At 65.8% G+C, this 26167-nt stretch carries 22 protein-coding genes; 13 read left to right on the top strand and 9 right to left on the bottom strand.

Translation table 11 applies throughout. From position 1 onward, the window contains the following. Positions 1-311 precede the first annotated feature (311 nt). The 5 genes from ACESMN_RS04925 to hisI all read right to left on the bottom strand — a co-directional run bounded on the left by ACESMN_RS04925 (position 312) and on the right by hisI (position 5961). Entirely contained in the window at positions 312-2126 is a 1815-nt protein-coding gene (locus tag ACESMN_RS04925; protein WP_373052478.1) for an AMP-dependent synthetase/ligase, read from the bottom strand. A 193-nt stretch (positions 2127-2319) separates the two neighbouring features. Further along, positions 2320-3438, bottom strand: coding sequence for a nickel/cobalt transporter (locus tag ACESMN_RS04920; RefSeq protein WP_373052477.1), 1119 nt, complete (start codon positions 3436-3438; stop codon positions 2320-2322). A gap of 14 nt (positions 3439-3452) precedes the next feature. Continuing rightward, positions 3453-4088 (bottom strand): DUF1007 family protein, encoded by a 636-nt coding sequence (locus ACESMN_RS04915; protein ID WP_373052476.1) that lies wholly within the window; start codon positions 4086-4088, stop codon positions 3453-3455. Beyond that, on the bottom strand, positions 4085-5491 hold the full coding sequence (gene cysS, locus ACESMN_RS04910) for a cysteine--tRNA ligase (protein WP_373052475.1): 1407 nt from the start codon (positions 5489-5491) through the stop codon (positions 4085-4087). The genes ACESMN_RS04915 and cysS overlap by 4 nt, the downstream gene beginning before the upstream one ends. Continuing rightward, positions 5488-5961 (bottom strand): phosphoribosyl-AMP cyclohydrolase, encoded by a 474-nt coding sequence (gene hisI / locus ACESMN_RS04905; RefSeq protein ID WP_373052474.1) that lies wholly within the window; start codon positions 5959-5961, stop codon positions 5488-5490. Before hisI ends, cysS begins: the two co-directional genes overlap by 4 nt. 224 nt (positions 5962-6185) lie before the next feature. Here hisI and ACESMN_RS04900 point away from each other — a divergent pair, with 224 nt between their 5' ends. Next, positions 6186-7205 carry a succinylglutamate desuccinylase/aspartoacylase family protein gene (locus tag ACESMN_RS04900; RefSeq protein ID WP_373052473.1) on the top strand — a complete coding sequence of 340 codons (1020 nt, stop codon included), beginning with the start codon at positions 6186-6188 and terminating at the stop codon, positions 7203-7205. A gap of 42 nt (positions 7206-7247) precedes the next feature. Here the strand turns inward: ACESMN_RS04900 and ACESMN_RS04895 are convergent, their stop codons facing one another. Then, entirely contained in the window at positions 7248-8000 is a 753-nt protein-coding gene (locus ACESMN_RS04895) for a ferredoxin--NADP reductase (RefSeq protein WP_373052472.1), read from the bottom strand. Positions 8001-8641: 641 nt separating this feature from the next. On the opposite strand from ACESMN_RS04895, the gene ACESMN_RS04890 reads away from it, so the two are divergent. Further along, positions 8642-9607 carry an SLAC1 anion channel family protein gene (locus tag ACESMN_RS04890; RefSeq protein WP_373052471.1) on the top strand — a complete coding sequence of 322 codons (966 nt, stop codon included), beginning with the start codon at positions 8642-8644 and terminating at the stop codon, positions 9605-9607. Between the two features lie 319 nt (positions 9608-9926). Further along, the gene (locus ACESMN_RS04885) at positions 9927-10946 is read left to right on the top strand and encodes a porin (RefSeq protein WP_373052470.1); all 1020 of its coding nucleotides are present in this window, start codon (positions 9927-9929) and stop codon (positions 10944-10946) included. A gap of 141 nt (positions 10947-11087) precedes the next feature. Here the strand turns inward: ACESMN_RS04885 and ACESMN_RS04880 are convergent, their stop codons facing one another. The 3 genes from ACESMN_RS04880 to ACESMN_RS04870 form a co-directional block, all read right to left on the bottom strand. Further along, positions 11088-12413: a TRAP transporter large permease subunit gene (locus tag ACESMN_RS04880; RefSeq protein WP_373052469.1), complete on the bottom strand. Its 1326-nt coding sequence runs from the start codon at positions 12411-12413 to the stop codon at positions 11088-11090. 3 nt (positions 12414-12416) lie between these two features. Then, a complete protein-coding gene (locus tag ACESMN_RS04875) occupies positions 12417-12965 on the bottom strand; it encodes a TRAP transporter small permease subunit (RefSeq protein ID WP_373052468.1) in 549 nt (182 codons plus the stop codon). A gap of 214 nt (positions 12966-13179) precedes the next feature. Next, on the bottom strand, positions 13180-14298 hold the full coding sequence (locus ACESMN_RS04870) for a TRAP transporter substrate-binding protein (protein WP_373052467.1): 1119 nt from the start codon (positions 14296-14298) through the stop codon (positions 13180-13182). A gap of 299 nt (positions 14299-14597) precedes the next feature. Here ACESMN_RS04870 and phoB point away from each other — a divergent pair, with 299 nt between their 5' ends. The 10 genes from phoB to phoU all read left to right on the top strand — a co-directional run bounded on the left by phoB (position 14598) and on the right by phoU (position 26116). Continuing rightward, positions 14598-15287, top strand: coding sequence for a phosphate regulon transcriptional regulator PhoB (gene phoB, locus ACESMN_RS04865; RefSeq protein WP_373052466.1), 690 nt, complete (start codon positions 14598-14600; stop codon positions 15285-15287). A 153-nt stretch (positions 15288-15440) separates the two neighbouring features. Further along, the gene (phoR, locus tag ACESMN_RS04860; protein ID WP_373052481.1) at positions 15441-16769 is read left to right on the top strand and encodes a phosphate regulon sensor histidine kinase PhoR; all 1329 of its coding nucleotides are present in this window, start codon (positions 15441-15443) and stop codon (positions 16767-16769) included. A 172-nt stretch (positions 16770-16941) separates the two neighbouring features. Then, positions 16942-17775: a tetratricopeptide repeat protein gene (locus tag ACESMN_RS04855; RefSeq protein ID WP_373052465.1), complete on the top strand. Its 834-nt coding sequence runs from the start codon at positions 16942-16944 to the stop codon at positions 17773-17775. Between the two features lie 11 nt (positions 17776-17786). Beyond that, entirely contained in the window at positions 17787-18338 is a 552-nt protein-coding gene (locus tag ACESMN_RS04850; RefSeq protein WP_373052464.1) for an FKBP-type peptidyl-prolyl cis-trans isomerase, read from the top strand. A 24-nt stretch (positions 18339-18362) separates the two neighbouring features. Next, a complete protein-coding gene (locus ACESMN_RS04845; RefSeq protein WP_373052463.1) occupies positions 18363-19232 on the top strand; it encodes a hypothetical protein in 870 nt (289 codons plus the stop codon). A 146-nt stretch (positions 19233-19378) separates the two neighbouring features. Then, entirely contained in the window at positions 19379-20332 is a 954-nt protein-coding gene (locus ACESMN_RS04840; RefSeq protein WP_373052480.1) for a PstS family phosphate ABC transporter substrate-binding protein, read from the top strand. An 89-nt stretch (positions 20333-20421) separates the two neighbouring features. Then, positions 20422-22719 carry a phosphate ABC transporter permease gene (locus ACESMN_RS04835; protein ID WP_373052462.1) on the top strand — a complete coding sequence of 766 codons (2298 nt, stop codon included), beginning with the start codon at positions 20422-20424 and terminating at the stop codon, positions 22717-22719. Between the two features lie 26 nt (positions 22720-22745). Next, entirely contained in the window at positions 22746-24401 is a 1656-nt protein-coding gene (pstA, locus tag ACESMN_RS04830; RefSeq protein ID WP_373052461.1) for a phosphate ABC transporter permease PstA, read from the top strand. Positions 24402-24455: 54 nt separating this feature from the next. Beyond that, positions 24456-25295: a phosphate ABC transporter ATP-binding protein PstB gene (pstB, locus tag ACESMN_RS04825; protein WP_373052460.1), complete on the top strand. Its 840-nt coding sequence runs from the start codon at positions 24456-24458 to the stop codon at positions 25293-25295. Positions 25296-25360: 65 nt separating this feature from the next. Continuing rightward, complete coding sequence (phoU, locus tag ACESMN_RS04820) at positions 25361-26116, top strand: phosphate signaling complex protein PhoU (RefSeq protein ID WP_373052459.1); 756 nt, start codon at positions 25361-25363, stop codon at positions 26114-26116. Positions 26117-26167 lie beyond the last annotated feature (51 nt).

Raw genomic sequence — 26167 nt, 5'->3', positions numbered from 1 at the left:
GGCGGGGCCTGTAGGAGCGGCTTCCAGCCGCGATGCGGCGTTGCTCTGGGTGCCTGGGGCCATCGCGGCCAGAGGCCGCTCCCACCAGGGCCGCTCCTACCAAGGCAGGGCTGTGGGAGGCCAGCCCCCTGGCAGACTTCCCCGACGCCGGATCGCCGAGACGGCTCGCCCTCCACGGGGGTCGGAGCGAACGCCGTAGGAGCGTGCCTCGCACGCGAATGGGCGTTGGGCGGGCCCCGGCGTTGGTCGCGCCTTCGGCGCGTTCGCGAGCAGGCTCGCTCCTACAGGAGGCCGGATGAATCGACCTTTCATCAGATATCCGCATAATCCGCGTAGGCGGCGTCGACCTCGTCCCGGAAACTGTCCGCGATGCGCTCGCGCTTCATCTTCAGGGTGGGGGTCAGCAGGCCATGGTCCACCGTCCACGGCTCGCGCAGCGGGATCAGGCGCCGGATCCGGGCGAAGCCGGGGAAGTCGTGGAGCTGGCGGTTGACTCGTGCGAGCAGGCTGCGTTCGACGAAGCGGCTGCGCAGATCCTCGCCGCTTGCCGGGTTGACGTCGAGTTGCGCGGCAAACTCGCGCCACGCCTCCGGATTCAGCACCACGAGGGCCGACAGGAAGGGTCGGCCCTCGCCCACGATCATGACCTGTTCGAACAGGCTGTCGAGCTGGATCGCCATCTCCATGTCGGCCGGCGGGAGCTTTTCGCCATTGCCGAGCACGATGATGTCCTTGATCCGCCCGGTGATGAAGATGTGGCCCTCTTCGTCGAAGCGCGCCTTGTCGCCAGTGCGCAGCCACCCGTCGTCGTCGATGGTCGCCTTCGTGGCCTCCTCGTCCTGCCAGTAGCCGAGCATCACCGAGGGGCTGCGGGTCAGCAGTTCGTCCTTCGGACCCACTCGAACATCCACTCCCGGCAGTGGCCGGCCGATCGAGGCGGGCAGATTGTCGGCCGGGCGGTTTGCGCTGACCACGGGGCTCGATTCGGTCAGACCATAGCCGTGGTAGACGGGCAGGCCGAGGCCGGTGAAGAAGCGCGCGATCGGAGGTGGCAGGGGCGCGCCTCCGCACACCGCGTACTGCATGCGGCCACCCAGCCGCGCCCGGACCTTGCGCGCCACCAGCCGGTCGAGCAGGGGCCATAGCAGCAGGCGTGGGGACCAGCCCGCGCGTCCCTGCGCGTGCTCGAAGCGGGCCCAGCCGGTATCGACGGTAAGCCGGAACAGGGCGCGGGCGAGGGCCGACTTCTGCTTCAGCCCGGCCTGGATCTTCGCGTACACGCTCTCGTAGATGCGGGGTACCGAGATCAGTACGGTGGGGCGGACCACGGTCAGATCCTCACCCAGCTGCGGGATCGAGCGGGCGAAGGCCACCTCTGCGCCAATCATCATCGGCAGGTAGCAGCCGGCGGTCCGCTCCAGCGTGTGCGACAGCGGCAGGAACGAGAGGAAGACGTCATCCTGGTTCAGGGGCCCGCACTGCGAGGCGGCATGGGCATTGAACAGGATGTTCCGGTGCGACAGCATCACACCCTTCGGCCGGCCGGTGGTGCCGGAGGTGTAGACGATGGTCGCCAGCGCATCCGGTTCGACGGATCGCGTGATCAGCTCGCCGTCCAGCCCGAACAGCCAGTCGGGGGCCATCTTCAGGCGTGGATCGCCGGGCAGGTCCTCGTCCTCGATGCTGTGCAGCGAGATGATGCTCTTCACCGTCGGCATCCGGTCCCGCGCCGGGGCCAGGCGGCGCCACTGGATCTTGCCCTCCACCAGCAGCAGCTTCACGCCGGCCTGTTCCAGGATATAGGCGATGTTGTCGGCGCGATCGTCGGTGTACAGCGGTATGGTGATCAGCCCGAGACCCAGCGCCGCCAGGTCGAAGGTCACCCACTCCCTGCAGTTGCGGAGCATCATTGCGACGCGGTCGCCCGGCTCGAGCCCCTCGCGCCGCAGCGCGAACTGCCACCGCCCGACCTCCGCCGCCATGTCGGCCCAGGTGCACCTGACCCAGTCCCCCCGGGCGTGGTCGTACTGCCGGTAGGCGGTCTTGGTGGGGTTCGCGCGCACGCGCTCGCGGAAGAGGCCGGCGAGGCTCTCGGCCGTTTCCGGGACGATCACGGACGTTGTCATGGTGCTCCTGAGACGACGCGGCGCCCGCGAGGGCGGTGTCCGGTTTTTACCGGTTGGCGCGTTGGAGCGCAAGCGTGGCCCTTTCCGGCGGATTGGGAGAGCCCTCCGCAAGCCCTCCGGGGACAGATTCATAAAGCTGTCCCCTTCCCCGGTCCCCCTTCCCCCGCCGAGGCGGGAGAGGGGTACGGCGTCCCTACAGCCCCAGCGGGTGGCGGACGGGAGCCACCGCGAGGGTGCCCTGAAACAGGGTCCAGCCCAGGAAGAAGATGACGGCGCCCCCGGCGATGCCGACGGCCGGGCCGGCATAGCGCAGCCCGCTCAGGGGCGTGGGCCGCAGCAGGCGGCGTGTCCAGTCGCGGGCCTGCACCGCCAGGATCGCCAGCACGGAGACGGTGATCGCGGTACCCAGCGACATCGCCAGCACGGCGGCCAAACCCGCCAGCCAGATGCCCAGCATGTACGAGACCGCCATCACCAGCACCGCCCCGGAACAGGGCCGGATGCCCACCGCGAACACGGTCGCGTACCACGGCCCGCCCTGGTTGGGGTTCACGTGATGCGGTGAACCGCAACCGCAGTCCGGCCCCTGTCCGTGGCCGCCGGGCGCGGGCCGGGGTCCGAGGATTGCGGGGGCATCGGCCTGGACGACCGGAGTGAGGGACCGGGCCGTGGGCACGGCGACGGCTTCCGCGGGGGCTGCGGATAAGCCTGGTCGCTCCCGGTGCAGCCGCCAGATCGACCGCAGGCCCCGCCAGACGAGCCACAGCCCCAGCAGCGCGACCAGCAGGAAGCTCGCGAGTTCGAGGGCCCGCACCTGTCCCATCGTGTCCCGGGCCAGCCACCCGAGCACGCCGATCAGGATCAGCACTGCGGCGATCGCGGTCACGCCCTGCATCAGCGAGGCCGCGGTCGACAGCCAGATGCCCCGTCCCAGGCTCTGCCGGTGGGTCAGCAGGTAGGTGCTGATCACCGCCTTGCCGTGACCGGGACCGGCCGCATGGAAGATGCCGTAGAGGAAGCTCGCGATGACCAGCACGGCGGCCGTCCGTGCGGTCGGTGCCTCGTCGAGCTCATGCAGGACCGTCGTCAACTGTCGGTGCAGGTTCCTCTGGGTCTGCAATATCCAGGCCGAGGCCCGGTCCATCAGGCCCGGCTCGGCGGCCTCGCTGGCGGGTGCCGGGGCAAAGGGGCTGGAGGCCGCCACCGTCGGGGCCAGCAGCAGGGCCAGCGCGGCCAGCAGCAACACGGAGCCCAGCAGGTTGAAGCGGCCCCGTGCCGGGGTTGTCCGCCGCGCTTGCAGGAGATCTCGCATGGGTGCCTCGATGCCTATGGTGGTGTGCATTCGACGGAGACGACCTCGGCGAAGGGTCTGCCGAGATCCTCGATGGGCGCCCGCTGGTTCCGATCAAGCGTGGCCGCATAGGCCACCAGCCGGGCCTCCGGTCGCGGGGACTCGATACGCGTACTGCAGCCACTGCCGCCGGCGAGATGGATCACGTCTTCCTCGTCGTGCAGGATCTCGATCCAGTAGGTCGGGTCGTACACGCGGTAGCTCAGCGGCTGTGTCGGATCCGGACGCGCCGCCTCCAGGGGGAGCTCGAACTGCAGGTGCAGCCGCCGCTGGCGCAGATTCAGGGAGCCATTGCGCGCCGGTGCCGGCTCAAGGCGCCGCCCACCCATCTCGATCTCCGTGAAGTAGCCATGTTCGCGCAGATTCGCGAGCATGCGTTCCGTCATCACCTGCAAGGCCGTGTCGAGGTCCAGGTCCGGCTGACCGGCAGCCAGGTCCTCCAGCAGCAGGTGGCTGTAGGTGGGGTCGAAGGCCCACTCCTGCCGCAAGGCCTTCAGGTCGCCCGCCTCGGTGAACAGCACGCTGACGCGCAGATCGATCCACGCATGCGGATGGGCGGTGAGTGTCCCGCAAAAGAGCAGCAGGACCGCGATCGGGAGGATGCGGTTCATGGGCCGTCGGTCGGGACCGTGTCCGCCCGTTGCCACCGCGTACCCTCCGGTGTGTCCTCCAGCAGGATCCCGGCCGCGGCCAGTTCGTCGCGGATCGCGTCGGAACGCTGGAAGTCGCGGGCCTTGCGGGCCGCCTGGCGCTCGGCGATGCGTGCCTCGATCCATTCCGCGGAGACCGCGTCCTCCGCCCCGGCCTGGAACCAGTCCACCGGGTCCTGCTGCAGCACGCCCAGCACCTCACCGGCTGCCAGCAGCTCCGCCTTGCGCGCTGCGGCCTCTTCCGGTGTATGCGCTGCGGCCAGCAGGTCGGCCAGTTGGTGCAGACCGGCGATCGCACCCGGCGTGTTGAGATCGTCGAGCAGCGCATCGAAGACCGCGCTGTCGCGCGCATCGGCCGTTCCGGCGGGTACGTCGGCATGTTCGCGCAGCACGCGGTAGAGGCTGTTCAGGCTGTTACGCGCCTGTTCCAGTCCGCGCTCGGAGAAGTTCAGCGGTGCGCGGTAGTGACGGGCCAGCAGGGCGAGCCTGAGCACCTCGCCCGGGTAGACCTCGAGCAGATCCCGAAGCAGCCGGAAGTTGCCCAGGGACTTGGACATCTTCTCGCCGTCCACCGTGACGTGGCCGTTGTGCACCCAGAAGCGGGCGTATTCCACGCCGTGTGCCGCGCAGCTCTGGGCGATCTCGTTCTCGTGATGCGGAAAGACCAGGTCGTGACCGCCGCCGTGGATGTCGATGGTGTCCCCGAGGTGGGCCTCGGTCATCGCCGAGCACTCGAGATGCCAGCCGGGCCGGCCCGGGCCCCAGGGACTGTCCCAGGCGGGTTCCCCGGGCCGTGACGGCTTCCACAGCACGAAGTCGGCGGGGTCGCGCTTGTAGTCCGCGACCTCGACCCGCGCCCCGGCCCGCATGTCGTCCAGGCTGCGCCGGGACAGACGGCCGTACCCGGGGAAGGAACGGACGTCGTAGAGCACGTGTCCGCCGGCGACATAGGCGTGGCCGCTGGCGATCAGGTGCTCGATCATCGCGATCATCTCGCCGACGTGGGCGGTGGCGCGCGGCTCCAGGGTGGGAGGCAGGGCGCCCAGGCGGGCGACATCCTCGTGGAAGGCCTCGGTGAAGCGCGCGGTCAGCGTGCCGATGTCCTCGTCGTTGGCGGCTGCGGCCTGGTTGATCTTGTCGTCCACGTCGGTGATGTTGCGGGCATAGACCACGTGTTCGGGTCCGTACAGCGCCCGCAGCACGCGGAACAGCACGTCGAACACGACCACCGGACGCCCGTTGCCGATGTGCACGTAGTTGTACACCGTGGGCCCGCAGACATACATGGTCACACGGCCCGGATCGGCCGGCGCAAAGGGCGCGGTTTCGCCTCCGAGGGTGTTGTGCAGGAGCAGCGTCTTCATTGCGGATCTTTCGGTGACCCGGCGTTGGCGCCGGATGCGCCGTGGCCGCCGTACAGGGTCTCGGGGTCGATCAGCGGGTTCGTGGTGATGACCACCTCGTCGCCGTCTACCCGCAGGAAGAAGCAGTTGGAGCGGCCGGTGTGGCAGGCCGGCCCGGTCTGGTCCACGCGCAGCAGCAGGGTGTCGCCATCGCAGTCGATGTACAGCCCCTTCAGCTGCTGCACCTGGCCCGAGCTCTCGCCCTTTCTCCAGAGACGGTTGCGGGAACGGGAGAAATAGCACACGCGCCCCGTCGCCAGGGTCTCGTTCAGGGCCTCCTCGTTCATCCAGGCCATCATCAGGACCTCTCCGGTGTCGTGCTGCTGGGCGATCGCCGGAATCAGTCCATCGGCGTTCAGCCGCAGCCCGGCAAGGATCTCCGAGCGCGAAAAACGGCTCCCTCGCGGCAGATTTTCGATATCCTTCAGCATTTGCAGGCCTCCTGTCCGGCTACTGGTTTCGGGCCGGGGCGCCGAATGTTACAGACTAACAATTCTACGGGCCCGGACGCCCCGGGTGCCCCGGCCGGATGGCGCAGCCGCAGTGTACTGCCTGTGCCGCGTCGAGGCATGTCGGGAGACGCCGGGGCGGTCCTCGCATTCTGCCCCGGGCGGCCGCGTCACGGGCATCCGGCAACCGGTCACGGAGTATTTGCATGTCTTCCAGCCCCATCCCCAGCCAGCTGCCGACTGCGCTGCGCAGCATCACCTATCACGGATTGGAGCCCGGTCCGGGTCTGATCGTGCTCGGCGCGGTGCACGGCAACGAGACCTGCGGCACCGGGGCCATTCTCCGCCTGGCCGGCGAGCTGGAACGCGACGAGCGGCAGCTGCTGCGGGGCACGCTGACCCTGGTACCGGTCACGAATCCGCTCGCCTTCCGGCGCGTTCAGCGCATGGGCGAGCGCAACCTGAACCGCAATTTCCGGATCACGGATGCGCCGCAGGACTTCGAGGACCGGCTGGCGAACCGCCTCTGTCCGCTGCTCGCGGCCCACGACGTGCTGCTCGACCTGCATTCCTTTCACACGCCCGGAGAGCCCTTCGTGATGCTCGGTCCGGAGAACAACGATCATGGTCTCGAGTCCTTTCATCGGGCACCGGAGGAGGAGGCATTGGTGCGCCGGCTGGGGCCGCGGCGGATCGTCGAGGGGTGGCTCGACACCTATGCGGTCGGCGTCGCGCGGCGGCTGCGCAATCCGAATGCGACGCTGCGCGCGCAGATGCTCAGCACGGATCCCAGCTACGGCATCGGCACCACCGAGTACATGCGCAGCCAGGGGGGCTATGGCGTCACGCTGGAGTGCGGTCAGCACGATGACCCGGAGGCGCCGGACGTCGCGTATCGGGCGATCCTGAACACGCTGTCCCACCTGGAGCTGATGCGACTGCCGCCGCCTCCGCCGCGCAACGACCTCGAGGTCCTGCGCCTGGTGGAGGTGGTCGACCGCGATGATCCCCTGGACGCCTTCTCCCGCCCCTGGCAGAGCTTTGACCGGATCCGCGCCGGCGAGGAGATCGGCGTGCGCGCGAACGGCGCGGTCGTGTCCTCGCCGGCGGACGGCTTCATCGTCTTTCCCAATCCCAATGCGCTGCCGGGAAACGAGTGGTTCTACCGGGCGGAGATCAGTTCCCGAAGCGTGGATGGCGTGAAATCGCGGGGGCTGCCATCCTGAGCGGGTGGATCACCCGGACCGGCGCCGTCCGGGATCATGCCCTCAGTCGTCGCACTGCGTGGTGACGAAGGCCTGTTCGACCGTGAAGTTGCCGACACCCTTGTAGTTCGTCATGGTCCAACCCTGTTCCTTCAGGTAGGCCGTCATCTCCTTGTTCATCTGCGGGTTGCCGCAGAGCATCACGCGGTCCAGTTCGGGGTCCGGGTCCGGCAGTTCGAGCATGCGCGAGAGCTCGCCGCTGCGGAAGAGGTCGGCCCCACGCCCGGTGATGTCGTGCGGTTCGCGCGTGACGGTAGGCACGTAACGCAGCCGCCCACCGGCCCGCGCCTCGATCTCCTCCCGATAGCTGAGCTCGGGGGCAGTGCGCACGCTATGCACCAGGATCACTGTCTCGAAACGCTCGAATATCGCCTCACCCCGGATCAGCGAGATGAAGGGTGCGATCCCCGTGCCGGTGGCCAGCAGGTAGAGGTTGCGGCCCGGCTGCACGTGTTCGAGCGTGAGCGAGCCGGTTACCTTGCTGTTGATCCAGATCGTGTCGCCCACGCTGGCCTGCGCGAGCTGGCTGGTGAGCGACCCGTCCGGCACGTGGATGCTGAGGAATTCCAGGTCCGGCTCGCCGGGGTCAGAGACGATCGAGTAGGCGCGCGGCACCAGCTTGCCGCCGCAACGCAGGCCGAGGGTCACGAACTGGCCGTTCTTGAACCGGAATCCCTCGGGCCGGGTGGCCTTGAAGCTGAAGGTCTTCGGGGACCAGCGCCGGATCGAGGTGATGCTCTGTTGGTTGTATGGCAAGACTTCCCTCCAATTTCGTGCCGGCGAACGTTAGCAGTTTTGTGCCAGGCGTTGCAGCAACGGGTTCCACCCGTGGGGATTTGACGGTCATACCGAGGGGAACGGCTTCGGGAGCAGAGGCGGCGGTTGTACCACCGAAGTGCCGTGGAATCCTGTCATGCGTTTTTCATCCGCGCGACATCGCCCGCTCACAACCACGAGACCCGGCGAAACCCGGGACGAAACCCGGGACGGATTTCTTTTCCGCGGAAACGGAAGGCCGGGCTCGGGCCTTCCCGCACCCAGCGGAACCGCCGATCGCAGCGAAGACGCGGGGTGCTGCAGGCCAGGGAGCCAATAGGTACTTGCCGCGGGTTGCGGAATCGGGACACCACGCCCACCTGAACTCCGGGTTCATGCAAGCGCGATACACCTTCGCGTCCGCTGCATCGGCTGTCCGTGACCGGGGCAGATCGGCTCCCTCCCGACCCGCTGCTGAGTTATCCTTGCGCCGGAGCATGATCCTGCCGACGACCCGATGACCAATGGCCGGACGCGGCGGATCACACGGGTTTCGCGGATCAGCGGCGGATCCGCGGCTTGTGCCCATGGTCTGGCACAGCCTTTACAAGTCACCGATGTTCGAACTGGATGAGCAAGAGATGGGCCGCTCTTTTCGCGACTGCGTGGAACACTTTCCGCTGTCGATCTTCGCGATGGTGATGGGAATCGCCGGCCTCGGCCTGGGGCTGCGCACCTGGGGCGAGTACGGGGCTCCGGCATGGCTTGGCGAGCCGGTGCTGATGTTCGCGTGGATGGTCTTCTTCCTGCTCGCGGTGCTGTTCATCTTCAAGGCGATCCGTTACCCGGCGGAGACGATCATCGACCTGCGCCACCCGGTGCGGCTGAACTACCTGGCCGCGATCTCGATCTCGATCGTGCTGATGAGCATGGTGCTGCAGCCGCACGAGCCGCTGCCGGCGAAGGGGGTCTTCGCGCTCGGAGCGAGCTTTCACCTGATCGTGACCATCCTGGTCGTGAATTTCTGGATGCACCACGCGCGCTTCGCGATCACTCAGGTGAATCCGGCCTGGTTCATTCCCGCAGTCGGGAACGTGCTGGTCGCGATACCGGCCGTCGCCTTCGGCTTTGGGGAGATCGGCTGGTTCTTCTTCAGTGCCGGCCTGCTGTTCTGGGCCATGCTGATGACCATCGTGTTCTACCGGATCCTGTTCCACGAGCCGCTGCCGGTGCGGGTGATTCCGACCCTGTTCATCCTGATCGCGCCGCCCGCAGTGGGCTTCATCGCCTACGTGGATCTCACCGGCGAGCTGGATTCCTTCGCGCGCATCCTGTTCTTCATCGCGCTGTTCCTGACCATCCTGCTGTTCACGCGCATCCGTGGTCAGGCGCAGATTCCGTTTTCGCTGGCAGCCTGGTCCTACACCTTCCCGCTGGCCGCGATGAGCATCGCGCTGATCGAGATGGCGCATCTCTCCGGTGTCCGGTTCTATTTCTGGACCGGGCTCGCGCTGCTGTTGTGCGTGGCGGTGCTGGTTCTTCTGTTCCTGGCGATGACCGTGCGTGCCGGTTTCCGCGGCAGCTTCTGCCGCGCGGAGGACCCCTGACGCCAGCGTTTCGCCGGCAGCGTGCCGTAGGGTGGGCCAAGCGCAGCGGGCCCACCATTCTGGCCGTGTCGCCGGCTGGTGGGCACACTTCGTCTTGCCCATCCTACGCCCTCATTTCATCGTCTCGGGTGGCGCCTATGCGCAATGGCGCGCGTGCAACCCCCGATTTCGCGTTTCTTTTTTACAACAAGTGTTGTATTTTAATCAAAAGTTCATCCAAACGTGACCTAGCCGTAACGTCTCTCCTCCAGTCTCTGTGCCCGATGTGACACACATCGATGGGTTTCCGCCCGACCACGTACAGACTGGAGAATCGAGAATGAACCGCAAGAAGATCCTGATCGGGATGATGGCCGCAGGCCTGACCATCCCCACCCTCGTCGCCGCCGACTGGACCATCTACGGCCGCGCCAACGTCTCCGCCGACTTCCTCGATGACGGCAACGACTTCAGCGAGCTCGACCTCGTGAGCCGATCCAGCCGCCTCGGCTTCAAGGGCGAGCGCGAGTGGAGCGACCAGCTCGTGGGCATCTTTCAGGTCGAGCAGCAGATCGACTTCGATTCCAGCGAAGGCGAGACCTTTACCACCCGGGATACCTTCGTCGGCTTCAAGGGTTCCGACTGGGGCATGTTGCGCGTCGGTCGATTCGACACGCCCTTCAAGCGGGCCCGCGGGGCGGTCAACTACTTCGGCGATCAGGTCGGCGACATCCGCAACATCCTGCGGACCGACCAGCACGGGAAATTTGACCAGCGGTTTCGCAACAGCATCCACTACCGCACGCCGAGCTTCGCTGGGGTGACCTGGGACGTGCAGTATTCCACCGATCGTGGTCAGCAGGACACGCGTGCTGACGCGGACGATGGGTTCAGCACCGCGCTCAACTTCAAGCAGGGTGGCTTCACCGGGGCCGTCGCCTATGAGCAGCAGAACAACGAGGCAACCGAGGATGTCGATGCCGTGCGTCTGGCGCTGGCATACAAGCTCACCCCGACCCTCGAGATCGGTGCCCTGTATCAGAATACGGAGGCCCCCGAAGGCGACGAGGCCGATGCCTACGGTGTCGCCGCCCAATACCAGTTCGCTCCGAACTGGTATGTCCGCGGTCAGGGCTTTGTTCTGGATTCCGATGCGGACGATTCCGACGCGACCCTGTTCGCCGTTGGAATCGAGCGTCGGATCGACAAGGATCTGCGCATCCGTGTCAACCTGGGTTCGATGGACAATGACGACAACTCGGCGCTGACGCCTTGGACTCAGGGCGGCGGTCCCGGCGAGGGCGATGCGACGGGCGAGACCGCAACAGCGCTACAGCTGGGGATCCGCTACGACTTCTAGACCTCCGGGAGATTCTTCCTCACCGAACGCCACAAGTCTCCCAGGACTTCGCATCGGTGTCTTACGGGCGCATCCGCGCCCGTTTTTTTATGCGTCCTTCCTGTGCGTCCTTCCTGACTGCCATGGCTTGCACGCAGGGCCCTACCAGCCGATGGCCTCCGGCAGCCATAACGCGATTCCGGGGAAGAGGATCAGCAGGGCCAGTGCGATCACCTGGATGATCACGAAGGGTATCGCCCCACGGTAGATCTCGGCGGTGCGGATCTCCGGTGGCGCGACGCCCTTCATGAAGATCAGGGACCAGCCGAAGGGCGGGGTGAGGAAGGAGGTCTGGAGGTTCATCGCAATCAGTATCGCGATCCAGACCAGGGAGAACTCCGGGTACCCGGCGAGGAAGGGCAGGAACAGCGGGACCGCGATGTAGGTGATCTGGATCCATTCGAGAAAGAAGCCGAGCAGGAAGATCAGCAGCAGCATGAACACCAGCGTGCCGTAGGCGCCGCCGGGCACCCAGTTGAACATGGCCTCGATCAGGAACTCGCCGTCGAGCCCGCGAAAGGCCAGCGCGAAGACCTGCGAGGCGATCAGCACGAAGAAGACCATCGCGGTGATGCGCACGCTGGAGAGCACCGCCTCCCGGAACACGGTCCAGCCGAGCCGGCGCATGATGGCCGCCACCACCACCGCGCCGACCGCACCGACGGCGGCGGCCTCGGTGGGGGCCGCGATCCCGGCGATGATCGATCCGAGTACCGCGAAGACCAGGAGGGCGGGAGGCAGTACCGCGGTGAACAGGTCCTTCACGATCTGGGCCTTGCTCATCCGTGCGCGCTCGATGGCATCGATCGCGGGCACGTCAGCGCTGTAGAACCATGCCAGCGTGAGCAGATACAGCACGTACAGGCCGGCCAGCATCAGGCCGGGAACCAGCGCGGCCGCGAACAGGCTGCCGACGGAGAGATTCATGGTGTCGGCCAGCACCAGCAGCACCAGGCTCGGCGGGATGATCTGTCCCAGGGTGCCCGAGGCGCAGATCGTGCCGCAGGCAACCGTGCGCTTGTAGCCGCGCCGCAGCAGCGTGGGCAGGGCGATCAGCGTCAGCGTGACGATGGCCGCGCCGACGATCCCGGTGGCGGCGCCGAGCAGCACCCCGACGGCGATCACCGCGAGCGCCATGCCCCCGGGCAGGGCCCCGCTGACATAGCCGATCACCTCCAGCATCCGTTCCGCGACCCGGGTCTTGTCCAGCATCACGCCCATGAACACAAACAGCGGGATCGCCAGCAGGGTGTAGTTGCTGATGGTGCCGTAGATGCGGGAAGGCAACAGTTCGAACAGCCAGCCGTCGAAGCCGATGAAACCGAACAGGAAGCCCACCGCAGCGATCGCGAAGGCGACGGGCATGCCCGTGAGCACCAGCACGAAGAACGCGATAACCATCATCAGGGCGAAGTATTCGAGTGGCACGGATCAGGACCCCGCAAGCGGAGCGCGGCGTGGGCGCCGGTAGTGGAAGAAGAGGCGGCGGCTGCCCGCCAGCAGTTGCCGCAGCGCCTCAAGCAGCACCAGGGCGAAGCCGACGAGAATCATCCCCTTCGGCAGGAACAGCCAGGGCATGCCGCCGGCGTTCGGGGAGCCCTCGCCGCGAACGTAGGCGGTGGAGACGTAGGGCCAGGCGTAGTACAGGATCAGGAACGATGCCGGGATCGCGACCAGGAGCATGGTGATCACATCCAGCCAGAGCCTGCCGGTGCGGTTCAGACGACTGGAGAACACGTCGATGCGCACGTGGTCGTTGTGGCGCATCGCATAGGCGAACCCGGTCATCACCGTGAAGGCCAGCAGGTAGAGCTCCAGCTCCTGCAGCCAGACCGCGCCGGTACCGAACAGGTAGCGGGCCGACATGTTGCCGAAGACCAGCAGGATCATCAGCACCATGCCGATGGCCGATGCCTGGCCCGAGATGCGGGTCAGCCCGCGCAGCAATCGCTCCAGCCTCAGCACCATCCTGACGATCATGGTGATACGCGCGACCCCTGAAGATGGAAAGCCGCGCCACGGAAGAACACGGAAACACACGGAAACGACCTCGAGTCTCCCTGCTTTTCCGTGATGTCCGTGTTCTTCCGTGGTTCAATCTTCACGTTGACTCTCGTGGCACTCAGCGCTGCCGGGGACAGATTTGCAAATCTGTCCCCGGTCTCCGGTCCCCAAACCCCCTGACCTGCGGTCCTCAGCTCAGGATCGCCCGCCCCAGATCCCGGATCTGGGTCTGGAAGGCGGTCTCGGAGTTCTGCTGCCAGCGGTCGTGACGGGCCTTGAACCGGAAGTAGCTCTCGTGGACCCGGCGGATCAGGGGATCCTTCGCCGCGTTCTCGCTGAGGATGTCCTTTGTAGCCTCGAGCAGGGCCTCGATCACGTCGTCCGGCAGCGGGCCGAAGTCGACCCCGTGGTTGTTGATCAGGTCGTCCAGCGCGTCGGCATTGCGGGCCTCCAGCCACACGTGCGAGGTGATGTTGCAGGCCGCGGCCGCGTTGCGCATGATCGCCTGCAGGTCCTTCGGCAGCGAATCCCAGGCGCGGCGGTTGACGACCACCTCCGTGCTGGTTGCGGGCTCGTGCCAGCCCGAGGAGTAGTAGTGCTTCGCGGCGTTGTGCAGGCCCAGCGCGCGGTCGGAGTAGGGGCCCACCCACTCGGCGGCGTCGATCGCGCCGCGCTCCAGCGCGGCGAACAGCTCGCCGCCCGGCAGGAGCCGCGCGTTCGCGCCGATCGCATTGTAGATGTCCCCGGCAAGACCGGGCATCCGGATGTTCAGTCCGTTGAAGTCACTCAGGCCCTCCACCGGCTCGCGGAACCAGCCGACAGGCTGGACACCGGTGCATCCGACCACCAGTGGCACCAGGTCGAAGGGCTCGTAGACCTCCTCGTAGAGCTCGTAGCCGCCCCCCTCGTTCAGCCAGGCGTTGTGGCCCTGGAAGGTCATGCCGAAGGGTACCGTGGTGAAGTACTGCGCGGCGAAGGACTTGCCCGCCCAGTAGTAGGCGCAGCCGTGATTCAGCTGTACCTGCCTGCCCGCCGAGGCGGCGTCGAAGCCCTCGAACGCGGGCACCAGCTCGTTCGCCGCGTACACGCGGATGCTGATGCGGCCGTCGGACATCTCCTCCACCCGTCTGGCGAAGTCCGTCGCGCTCCCGGGGCCGGTCTGGAAGAACGGCAGGCCGGAGGGCCAGGTCGTGGTCATGCGCCAGTTGAATCGCTCCTGTGCCTTGAGGACCGCCGGGGCGGCGGCGATACCGGCTCCGGCAGCCGCGGCGGGACCGAATTTCAGGAAATCACGACGCTTCATGCTCATTTCTGGTCTCTCCTCCACTAGATTATCCGGGCGGTATCGCGCCCCTTATTGATCAGGCTGGCTGCTTCCCGCAAAGGCCCGGTGTCGGGGGGCAACGCGGGCAACAGATCCGGACCGACCCTGCGGCATGCGCACCCAGCGTCAATGGACACCGGTCGCACATGCGGAACCGCACTCCGAAAGTCTAGCCCCAGCCACGGGGAAATGACACGCCACGCACGTAGCCGACAGACAGACTGTCAAATCCATGTAACATCGCTGTTATCTAATACCGGCAATGACACGAGCGGAAACCCCTGATGAGCCTTCATATCCTCCTGGTCGAGGATGACGCGGCGGTTCGCGAGGTGCTCGCCCTGCCGCTTCAAAAGGCCGGCTTCACCGTCTCCGAGGCGGCCGATGTGCGGCAGGCCCGCGAGTCGATGCTGGTACGCGAGCCCGACCTGGTCCTGCTCGACTGGATGCTGCCGGATGTCAGCGGCGTCGAGTGGGCCCGCACCCTGAAGGAGGCCCCGCACACGCGGGAGCTGCCGATCATCATGCTGACGGCCCGGGGCGAGGAGGAGGACCGGGTCCGCGGCCTCGACGTCGGGGCCGACGACTACGTGACCAAGCCGTTCTCCCCGCGCGAACTGATCGCCCGGATCCGCGCGGTGCTCAGACGCACCACGCCGACCAGCAGCGATGAACCGGTCGAGGTGGCGGGCCTGCGGCTGGATCCGGTCAGTCACCGCGTGAGCGCAAGCGGCAGAACCGTGGAGATGGGGCCGACGGAGTACCGTCTCCTGCATTTCTTCATGACCCACGAGGACCGGGTATTCTCCCGTGGCCAGTTGCTCGATAATGTATGGGGCACCAACGTCTACGTGGAAGAGCGAACGGTCGATGTGCACATTCGCCGACTCCGGCTGGCCCTCGCGGAGTCCGGTCATGACACCCTCGTCCAGACGATCCGCGGTGCCGGCTACCGGTTCTCCAGGCAGAACTGAGGTCGGGGGCGGCCGGGACAGTCGCGTGGGAATGATGAAGGGACTGATAAAGCGATAAAGGGGACAGACTTATAAATCTGTCCCCTTTATCATTCTTTATCATTAAGCTGTTATCCGTATGTCATTTACCCTTCCGATCCGCCGCTGATGGCCATAAGACCTGAGAATCCCTGGCCGATGGTGTACACCCGGGTTGCCCTGGCGCTGCTCGGGATGCTGGTGCTGGGCCTGCTCACGGGGCAGTGGCTGCTGGTCTTCCTGCTGGGCGCGCTGGCCGCCCTGGTATGGGACTGGATCAATCTCCGGCGTCTTGAGCGCTGGTTGCGCTTGGGCCGCAAGCTCGATCCGCCGAAATCCGTCGGCTTCTGGGGGGATATCTTTGACGGGCTTTACCGCATGCGCAAACGCAGCCGGGAACGGGACCGGCGACGCCGCAAGCTGGTGCGCAACTACCGCGATTCGATCAAGGCGATGCCCGATGCCACCGTGGTGCTGTCCGAGGACTATCGAATCGAGTGGTGCAACCAGGCGGCGCTGGATCTCCTGGGACTGCGTTGGCCACGCGACGAGGGACAGCGTATCAGCAACATCGTGCGTCACCCCGATTTCGTGACCTTCGTTTCCTGGCACGGACGCGAGGCGAGGACCGTTTCCCTGCCGTCACCCGTGGATGCCCGGCTCTGGCTGGAGGTTCGGCTGGTGCCCCATGCGAAAAAGCGCTACCTGCTGCTTGCCCGCGACATCACCGCGTTCCGCCGTCTCGAGACCATGCGCAGCGACTTCGTCGCCAATGTCTCGCACGAACTGCGAACGCCGTTGACGGTGATCTACGGCGTCAGCGAGACGCTGGGCCACGAACTGGGCGAAGATCCGGAATATGCGCGCTCCGTGGAACTCCTGCAGGAGCAGGCGGAACGCATGAAGATCCTCGTGGACGACCTGCTGCTGCTGGCTCGGCTCGAGACCGGTGGCAAACCGGGACACGGTGACTGGGTCGACGTGCCGGAGCTTCTTTCCGGGCTGATCGAGGAGGGACGTCTGCTCTCCGGCGCGCGGCGCCACCGGATCACGCTGGAGGCCGAGCCCGACCTGATGATACTCGGCAACGAAAAGGAATTGCGAAGCGCCTTCGCGAACCTGCTGGCGAACGCGATCAACTACACCCCGGACGGGGGCGAGGTCGATCTGCGCTGGTGGGCCGATGCGTCGGGTGCCCGGCTGCAGGTAAGCGACACCGGGATCGGGATCGAGGCTCAGCACATCGAGCGGCTGACCGAGCGCTTCTATCGCGTCGACACGGGCCGGTCAAAGAGCCGCGGTGGCACCGGCCTCGGGCTCGCGATCGTGAAGCACGTACTGATGCGCCACAGCGCCCGGCTGAGCATCGACAGCGAGCCGGGCAGGGGCAGCATCTTCACCTGTTCGTTTCCGCCGGGGATCCTGCGCCGTTCCGGTGTGGACCGACATCGCGCGACTGCGTGATCCGGACCCGATTGTGGTCGAACCCTGTCTTGCCGGTCTGTCCCGGCCCAGTCCGGAGAGGGTGAGGAGCCCTGCGCGCGTGATGTCGATCGCGTTGATTCACTGAATGGAAGATTGAGCCATGTGCAATTCTGTCGGTTCCCGGGCCAGCAGGCCTGATGAGGTCTCCGGGATGTTTCCTCTGGTCATGCTGTTGTGGGCCCTGCTGGCCGGTCCCCTGCTGGCCGATTCCGACCTGCCGGGCGCTTCGGCGACACCGGAAGCGCGCGCGCATGCCTACATGGCGCTCGATCCCCCTGACTGGGATTCCGCACGTGCCGCCTTCGAGGAGGCCGCGCAGGCGGGGTCGTCGACGGCGATGGGTCATCTCGGCTGGATGTACGAGGAGGGGCACGGCGTCGAGCCTGACGCCAGTGAGGCCGTGCGCTGGTACGGCCGGGCCGCGCGCGCCGGTGCGCACGAGCTCGCGATGAAGGTCGGCTGGATGCACCTGTCCGGCGATGGCGTGCCCCGCGATCGCGAGCAGGCGGAACACTGGTTCCGACGCGCCATCGATGCCGGGCATGCACCGGCGAAGATCGCCTGGGCCTCGGTGCTGATCGCCGATGCCCTGGGCGGCCGCAATACGGAACATGTGTTCGAGGCCCGCTCCCTGCTGGAGGAGGCCCTGGAGCAGGGCGCGGTGCTGGCGTCCTATTTCCTGGCCCGTCTCTATATCGAGGGGATTGGCGACCATCCGGTCGAAGACGGAATGGCGGCCCACTACACCCGGATCGGCGCCGAGAGTGGTCATCCCCAGATGCAGGGCTGGCTAGGCTTGATGTACTACGAAGGCCGGGGCGTCGATGCGGATCCAGTGGCGGCGGCCAAGTGGGCCAATCTTGCGGCCTCTGAAGGCGACTCACTCGGCAACGAGCTCCGGCTGGCCCTCGACGAGCAGCTTGAGCCGGAGCAGATTGATGAAGCGCGCCGCCGCGCAGTGGAATGGGCGCTCGCCCGGCCCTGAGGACGAAGCCGATGCTGAGGGTGATCCTGTTCAGCCTGTTCGCCCTGGTCGTGGTCGCGCTGGGGGCACGCTCCTGCGGCCTCACGCCGGAACAGGTCGAGGACCGTATCCTGCTCGCCGAGCTGAACGCGGAGGAGGGCAGGGCCTATCGCACCGCAAACGGTCGAAGGCCCGGTGTCGTGACCCTCGGGAACGGCTTGCAGGTCGAGGTGCTGGACGAGGGCGCTGGTGCCGTGCCCGAAGAGGAGAGCTGGGTGCAGGTGCACTACCGCGGCTGGCACATCGATGGCCGCGAGTTCGAGAATTCCCGGCGCAGGGGCGAGCCGGCCACGATACCGGTTGAGCGTACGATACCCGGCTGGCGCCAGGCACTGGTGGCGACACCGGTCGGCACCAGGCTGCGGTTGGTACTGCCTCCGGAACTGGCCTACGGGCGCGCCGGCGCCGGCAGGATCGGTCCGGAAGAGACGCTGATCTTCGAGCTGGCATTGCTCGCGATCGTCGAGCCTCGGGAGGAAGTGGAGCCCGAGGAATGGGAACGGCCGGTTCCGGGGCTGCAATGACTGCGCCAGGCCGAGGATGAGACCGTGACCGGCAGCGGCCTGTCGCTCTGGGTGGCCCTGGGTACGGCCCTGGCGGCGGTTCTGCTCGCGTCCATGGTGCTGATCCTGCCCTGGCTGCGGCTGCGCCGGATTCGCCTGCAGATCGAGGGCCGCTACCTGGAGGCGGTTGCGGATTTTCATGCGCAGAAGGCGCCGCCAACGGCCGCCCGGGTGATCGCGCAGATTTCCGGTGAGTCGGCCCGGCGTCTGCTACGGGGCATGACTGTCGACCGTCAACCCGCGGGCCCGGCTTGCTGGCCTGCACGGGGCTGGCTGCGCTACGACCAGGATCAGCGGGAGCGGCCGGTGGTGGCCGACACCTTCAGCATCCCCGGCGTCTGGTGGGCCCAGATCCGGCGGGTGCGGCTCCGGTACCTCGGCTGGATCGACGAGATGCATGAGGTCGAGGAAGGATCCGTCTCGAGCGGATACTGGTGGCTGGGCGTGTGGCGGATTCACCACCCCGCGGCTCGATCCTCCGAACTCGCACTCAGGGCTCAGGCGCTCGGCGAAGCGGTGTTGACGCCCTGGGTCTGGTTCGCCGGGCAGGGAATCGAATGGGAGGATCTGGACGACGGGCGCACCCGGGTGGGGCGGATCCGCCCCGGAGGGCTCGGCATCAGGCTGCAGCTTGACAATCTGGACCGCCCCATCCATCTCGAGCTGCGGGACGATGCCCGTGGCGAACGGGTGCGACTCGAGTACGAGGGCTGGAACTGGTCCGATACAGGTCTGCGACCCAGGCGCATGCGCCTGATCGAGGCGCCCGGGACGGTCAACGCCTTCACGCGCCTGGAGTTGCAGCTGGGCATCGTGCAGTGGGCTCCGGCGGCGGCAGGCCCCCCCTCGCGATGAATGCATCGACTGTCATCGAATTGTCATCTTTCGGTCATATCGTTGTGATCCCTGAACGCAATACTGATCCCCGCGAAGCAATGGCAACGGCCCGAATGCCTGCCCTGTTCGTGACTCCCATTCCAAACCGAGGAATACCGATCATGATGATGAAGAAATCCCTCGCCCTGGGCGTCGTCGCCGCCCTGGGAATGTCCGTCTCCGTGGCCTCCGCCCAGGTCGACCCGAACCTGCCCAGCTACGAGCGTGTATCCGGCATCTCCGGCAACCTGAGTTCCGTGGGTTCCGACACGCTGAACAACCTGATGACCCTCTGGGCGGAAGAGTTCACGAAGTTCTACCCGAACGTGAATATCCAGATCCAGGGTGCCGGCAGCTCCACCGCGCCCCCGGCCCTGATCGAGGGCACCGCCAACTTCGGGCCGATGAGCCGGCAGATGCGTGACTCCGAGGTGCGTGAGTTCGAGGAGAAGTACGGTTATCCGCCGACCGAAGTCCCGGTCGCGATCGACATGGTTGCGGTGTATGTAAACAAGGACAACCCGATCGAGGGCCTGACCCTGGAGCAGGTGGATGCGATCTTCTCCGAGACCCGCGCCTGCGGCCACGACCAGGACATCAGCAGCTGGGGTGACGCTGGCATGACCGGTAGCTGGGCCGACCGGGACATCACCATCTACGGTCGTAACGCCGTGTCCGGCACCTACGGCTACTTCAAGGAGAACGCACTCTGCGGCGGCGACTTCAAGGCGGAAGTCAACGAACAGCCGGGCTCCTCGGCCGTGGTTCGGGGCGTTGAGCAGACGCTCGGCGGCATCGGCTACTCCGGCATCGGCTACAAGACCTCCGGCGTGCGCGCGATCCCGCTGAATGGCGCCGAGGCCAGTGCGGACAACGCCGTCTCCGGCGAATTCCCGCTGGCCCGCTTCCTCTACGTGTATGCCAACCAGCATCCGAACGACGGCTGGAACCCGCTGGAGCAGGAGTTCTTCCGCATGGTGCTCTCGAAGGAAGGCCAGGAGGTCGTGGACAAGGATGGCTACGTTCCGCTGTCCGCCGCGGCCGCGGAGCGTTTCCTGAACGAGAAGAACCTGGACTGAGTTCGCTGGCCTGTGGGACGGGGCCCCGTCACTGTCTGTGGCGGGGCCCCTTTCTCTCTGAAACGATAGCGCGCAATCAGGGGTAGACCATGTCTGCGACCACGCCCGAAGACGGGCTCCCTTACGAATCCCCGCTCCCGACTTCGGAACGGCGCCAGAAGCTGCGCAGGAAACGCGCCTTCCGTGACGGGTTCTCGCGCTATGGCGTGGGTTCCAGCGGCATCGGCGTGATCATCGCGCTGGCCCTGATCTTCGTTTACCTGTTTTACGAGGCCTTCCCGCTACTCAAGCCCGTTAACGTCGCGATGGAGACCGAGTTCTCGGTGCCGTGGGACACCGATCCGACATCGACCCTGCATCTCACCCTGGACCGTTACGAGAAGATCGGCGCCCACTTTTCCGGGACCGGAGTCATCACGTTTTTCGAAGCGGGATCCGGTGCCGTCCGCTCGCGCGTGCCGGTCCCGGTGCCGGAAGGCGAGCGCGTCACGGCCTTCGGCAGCGGCGAGAGTCGGGATCGTCTCCATGTCTACGGATTTTCGGATGGCAGTATGCTGCCCCTGGAGGTCGAGTACACGCAGAGCTTTGTGCGCGGCGTTCGGCAGATCGAACCGGAGCTCGGGTTTCCCCTCGGCGAGGAACCCATCTCCCTCGGTGACAGGGGGATCGCGGACTACTCGGCGCTGACCGTGGTCGAAGGGCGGGGCGGGTACATTGTCGCCGGTGGCACCGAAGCGGGCGAGATCACGATGGCGCTCTTCACCACCCGGACCAATCTGATGACCGGCGCAGTCGAAAAACAGCGCCGGGATTTCCGTCTGCCCGACCTGGGGCGCCCGGTGCGCCAGATCCTGGTCAACGATTCGCTTCGCAACCTCTTCGTTGTCGATGACCGTGGCCGCCTCTTCAACTTCGACATCGTCGACCGGAACAACCCGTTCCTGATCGAGGAGGTCGACCTGACCGGACCGGATGCACGGGTCACCGCGGCCGAGCTCCTCGTGGGGTCGCGCTCATTGATCGTCGGCGGCTCGGATGGCAGCGTCCGCCAATGGTTCCTGGTCCGTGACGAGGAGACCGGCGAACCGCGCATGACCCCGATTCGAAGCTTCCGGAGACACGCCGGCGCGGTCACCGTGATCGAGCCGGAATATCTTCGCAAGGGCTTCATGACCGGTGATGCCGAAGGCAACGTCGGCCTGCACTACGCCACCTCCCATGCGACGCTCGCGATGCAGCAAGTGACCGAGAGTCCGATCGTGCGCATTGCGATGGGCCCCAATAACGGTCGCGCGCTGGTGACCGGCGAGGCCTCCGACGAGATGCGGGTTCTGACGATCGACAATCCACACCCGCAGACCTCGATCAGTGCGCTCTGGGGACCCGTCTGGTACGAGGGTCGCGGGGAACCCGCTTTCGTCTGGCAGTCGTCCTCGGCCGACGATGCCTTCGAGGCCAAGTACAGTCTCATACCCCTGTCCGTGGGGACACTCAAGGCTGCGGTATTCGCGATGCTGCTGGCGATGCCGTTGGCCATCATGGGGGCCATCTACACCGCGTATTTCATGGCGCCCGCCATCCGCCGCGTGGTCAAGCCCTCCATCGAGCTGATGGAGGCGTTGCCGACCGTGATCCTTGGATTTCTCGCCGGGATCTGGCTCGCGCCCTATATCGAGAACAATCTGCCAATCCTGCTCACCGGGCTGATCGCATTCCCTCTGTTCATCCTGGTGGCCGCATTCCTCTGGTCGCGGCTCCCGCACTCGGTGCGTGAGCTGGTGCCGGGAGGGTGGGAAGCGGCGCTCCTGATTCCGGTCGTAATCGCAACCGGCTGGCTGGTGGTGGCCACCAGCCCCCTTATCGAAGTCTGGTTCTTCGATGGCTCGATGCGACAGTGGTTCACCGATGTCGGCATTCCCTACGATCAGCGCAATGCACTGATCGTGGGCATGGCCATGGGTTTTGCGGTGATTCCCACCATCTTCTCCATCGCGGAGGACGCCGTGTTCAACGTGCCCCGCCATCTGACCAACGGTTCGCTGGCGTTGGGCGCCACACCCTGGCAGACCATGATGGGCGTCGTGCTGTTGACCGCAAGTCCCGGAATCTTCTCCGCGATCATGATCGGCTTCGGGCGTGCCGTTGGCGAGACCATGATCGTGCTGATGGCCTCCGGCAACAGCCCGGTGGTGAATTTCAACCTGTTCGAGGGCATGCGCACGCTTGCCGCCAATGTCGCCGTGGAGCTGCCGGAGACCGCCGTGGGTTCAACCCATTTCCGGGTGCTGTTCCTCTCCGCGCTGGTTCTCCTGGTGTTCACCTTCGTGCTGAATACGGCAGCGGAGATCGTGCGCCAGCGACTCCGCAAGCGCTACGCGTCGCTCTGACCCGGATCTGATTCGAGGAACACGAGATGAGAGAATGGTGGAAGAGCGGTTCCCCGTGGATCTGGCTGAACGGCGGAGCGGTAACAATCAGCATGATCATGGTCTTCGGGCTGCTCCTGCTGATCCTGGTGCGCGGGTTCGGAAACTTCTGGCCCCATGCGATTCTCGAGACGACCTACACGCACCCGGATGCGGATACCCCGGTACGGGTGATTGGCGAACTGCGCCGGTCGGAAACGCTCACCGCTCAGTCGATGCGGGACGCCGGGGTCGACATTCCGGGGGATCAGCTGCTGATTGAGCGGCACCTGATCAAGATGGGCAACCGTGATGTAACCAACCAGGATTTTGGATACTTCATAGACGGCTTCATGGACGATTGGCGGTACCCCGAGGACATCGGGGTCCTGGAGCGGCGGGAGTGGGGCGACTTCATGGGATACCCGTTGCGTCTGCTCGAGGAGGGCTCCACGGTAGCGGTGGGCGATGAGCTGTGGCCCGAGTTCCAGCGCCGGCTGGAGAGGAGCAACAACCTCTACGACGAGATCCGGGGCATCGAGCGCGGCGCGATCGGCCGGATCAATTTCGCGATCGAACGCGTGCGTCTGGATGAACGCAAGGCGGAACTCCGGGGAGCCTTGACGGATGAGCGGCGGGCGGAATTGGAGCAGCGGCGCGAGGAGCTGCAGGCAGAGTACCGCGTGCTGGAGGAACAGCTGAACCGGCTCTACGAAGCGGCCGCACGCGACGGTATCGTGATGCGGGTGGCCGATGGGCAGGAGGTGACGATCCGGCTCGCCGATATCGTGAAGGCCTGGCAGCCGAACAACATGTCCGTGCTCGAGAAGATCGGCTTCTACGCGAAGGACTTCTTCGACTTCATCTTCGGCTATCCCCGCGAGGCGAACACCGAGGGGGGGATCTTCCCGGCAATATTCGGCACCGTGGTGATGGTGCTGGTGATGTCCATCATCGTGACCCCCTTCGGCATCCTCGCGGCGATCTACCTGCGCGAGTACGCGCGACAGGGACCCATCCTGAAGACGGTGCGCATCTCCGTTTACAACCTGGCGGGGGTGCCGTCGATCGTGTTCGGGGTCTTCGGTCTCGGCTTCTTCGTGTACTTCCTGGGCGGGGCCATCGATCGGACCTTCTATCCCGAGGCGCTGCCGGCACCCACCTTCGGCACACCGGGCCTGTTCTGGGCCTCGCTGACCCTCGCGCTGCTGACGCTGCCGGTGGTGATCGTATCCACCGAGGAGGGTCTCGCGCGCATTCCGTCGACGATCCGCGAGGGTTCGCTGGCGCTGGGGGCGACGAAGGGGGAAACTCTGTGGAAGGTGGTGGTGCCGCTGGCAACGCCCGCGATGATGACCGGCCTGATCCTGGCGATCGCGCGTGCCGCCGGCGAGGTCGCCCCGCTGATGCTCGTCGGCGTGGTGAAGCTTGCACCAACGCTGCCCGTCGACGGGAATTTCCCGTTCATTCACCTGGAGCGCAAGATCATGCACCTCGGGTTCCACATCTACGACGTGGGCTTCCAGAGCCCGCACGCAGAGGCTGCAGAGCAACTGGTCTATGCCACCGCATTGATCCTGGTGCTGCTGATCGTGGTGCTGAATCTCACCGCGATCACGATCCGTAACCACCTGCGCGAGAAGTACCGCGCGGAAAGCGATTGAGGGCCGGTAATTCGGCCCAGTGACGAGATGTCGAGTATGTTGACGGAGAACCAAATGAGCCAGAGGAACCCCGCCGCGACCAGCCTGAATGCCAGTCTGTTCGAGGGCACCAGCCGCCAGGTCCGGTCCCTTGCGGACGAAAAAATAGCGATCACCGTCGAAGGCCTGGACCTGTACTACGGCGATGACCAGGCCCTGAAGGGGATTAGCATGAAGATTCCCGAGAGGCGGGTGACCGCCTTCATCGGCCCTTCAGGCTGCGGCAAGTCGACCCTGCTGCGGTGCTTCAATCGCATGAACGATCTGGTGGACTCCTGCCGGATCGAGGGGGCGATCAATCTGCATGGTGACAACATCTACGGCCGGGGTACCGATGTCGCGGAGCTCCGCCGCCGGGTGGGGATGGTGTTCCAGAAGCCGAATCCATTTCCGAAGTCGATCTACGAGAACGTCGCCTACGGCCTGCGGCTGCAGGGGGTGAAGAACAAGCGCCTGCTCGATGAGGTCGTCGAGCGTTCGATCAAGGCCGTCGGGCTGTGGGACGAGGTGAAGGACCGCCTGCAGAGCAACGCCTTCGGCCTGTCCGGCGGGCAGCAGCAGCGCCTGGTGATTGCCCGCGCGATCGCGATCGAGCCGGAAGTGATCCTGCTCGACGAGCCCACCTCGGCACTGGACCCGATCTCGACCGCCAAGATCGAGGAGCTGATGGAGGAGCTGAAGGAGAAATACACCATCCTGATCGTCACCCACAACATGCAGCAGGCGGCGCGCGTCTCCGATTACACCGCGTACATGTATCTCGGGGAATTGATCGAATATGCCGACACCATGCACCTGTTCACCAATCCGGGCCAGAAGGCGACCGAGGATTACATCACTGGCCGCTACGGCTGAAGCGCGGGTCGCGCGAAGCCCGGTTGGTCCACAAACTTGAAACCACCAGCAGGAAGGGGGTCGGCATGGAAAACAGGCGTATTGGCGGGCATTACTCGCATCGTTACGACGCGGAGCTGGAAGAGGTCGTCAACCGTGTGCTTGCCATGGGTGGCCTCGTGGAGTCCCAACTGTCGAACGCGCTCCAGGCCTTCATCGACGGCGATTCCCCGGTCGCGCAGGAGGTCACGGAGAACGATACGCGGGTCAACACCTTCGAGGTGACCATTGACGAACGCTGCGTGGAGATCCTCGCCCGGCGCCAGCCGGCGGCGATGGACCTGCGCCTGATCGTCGCGGTGATCAAGACCATCACGGACCTCGAACGCATCGGCGACCTGGCGGCGTCGATCGCACGCATGGCGCTGCGCCAGGCCCAGGGCGACCGGCCGCGCAAGCAGACCTTCCGCGACATCGAGACCATGGGCAACCGCGTGATCAAGATGCTCGGGGATGCGCTCGATGCATTCGCCCGCATGGACGCCGCGGCCGCGGTGACCGTGGTGCGCCAGGACTTCGCGATCGACAGCGACCACGAGGCCATCATGCGGCAGAACGTGACGTACATGATGGAGGATCCGCGGAACATCTCGCGGATGCTGGACGTGACCCATGCGACCAGGGCGCTGGAGCGCGTCGGGGACCACGCCCGGAACATGTGCGAATACACCATCTACCTCGTCAAGGGGCGCGACGTGCGCCACATCGATCTGAGCGAGATGGAGGCCATCGTCGAGGAAAAGGCCGTACAGGGCACAAACAAAAAGGGGACAGATTTATAAATCTGTCCACGTTCCCGGCGCAAGGGGGACAGATTTACAAGTCTGTCCCCG

Source organism: Thioalkalivibrio sp. (assembly GCF_041690275.1).
Classification (GTDB): domain Bacteria; phylum Pseudomonadota; class Gammaproteobacteria; order Ectothiorhodospirales; family Ectothiorhodospiraceae; genus Thioalkalivibrio.
Note: the sequence above shows the minus strand (reverse complement) of the source record. Positions and strands in the feature narration are given on the sequence as shown.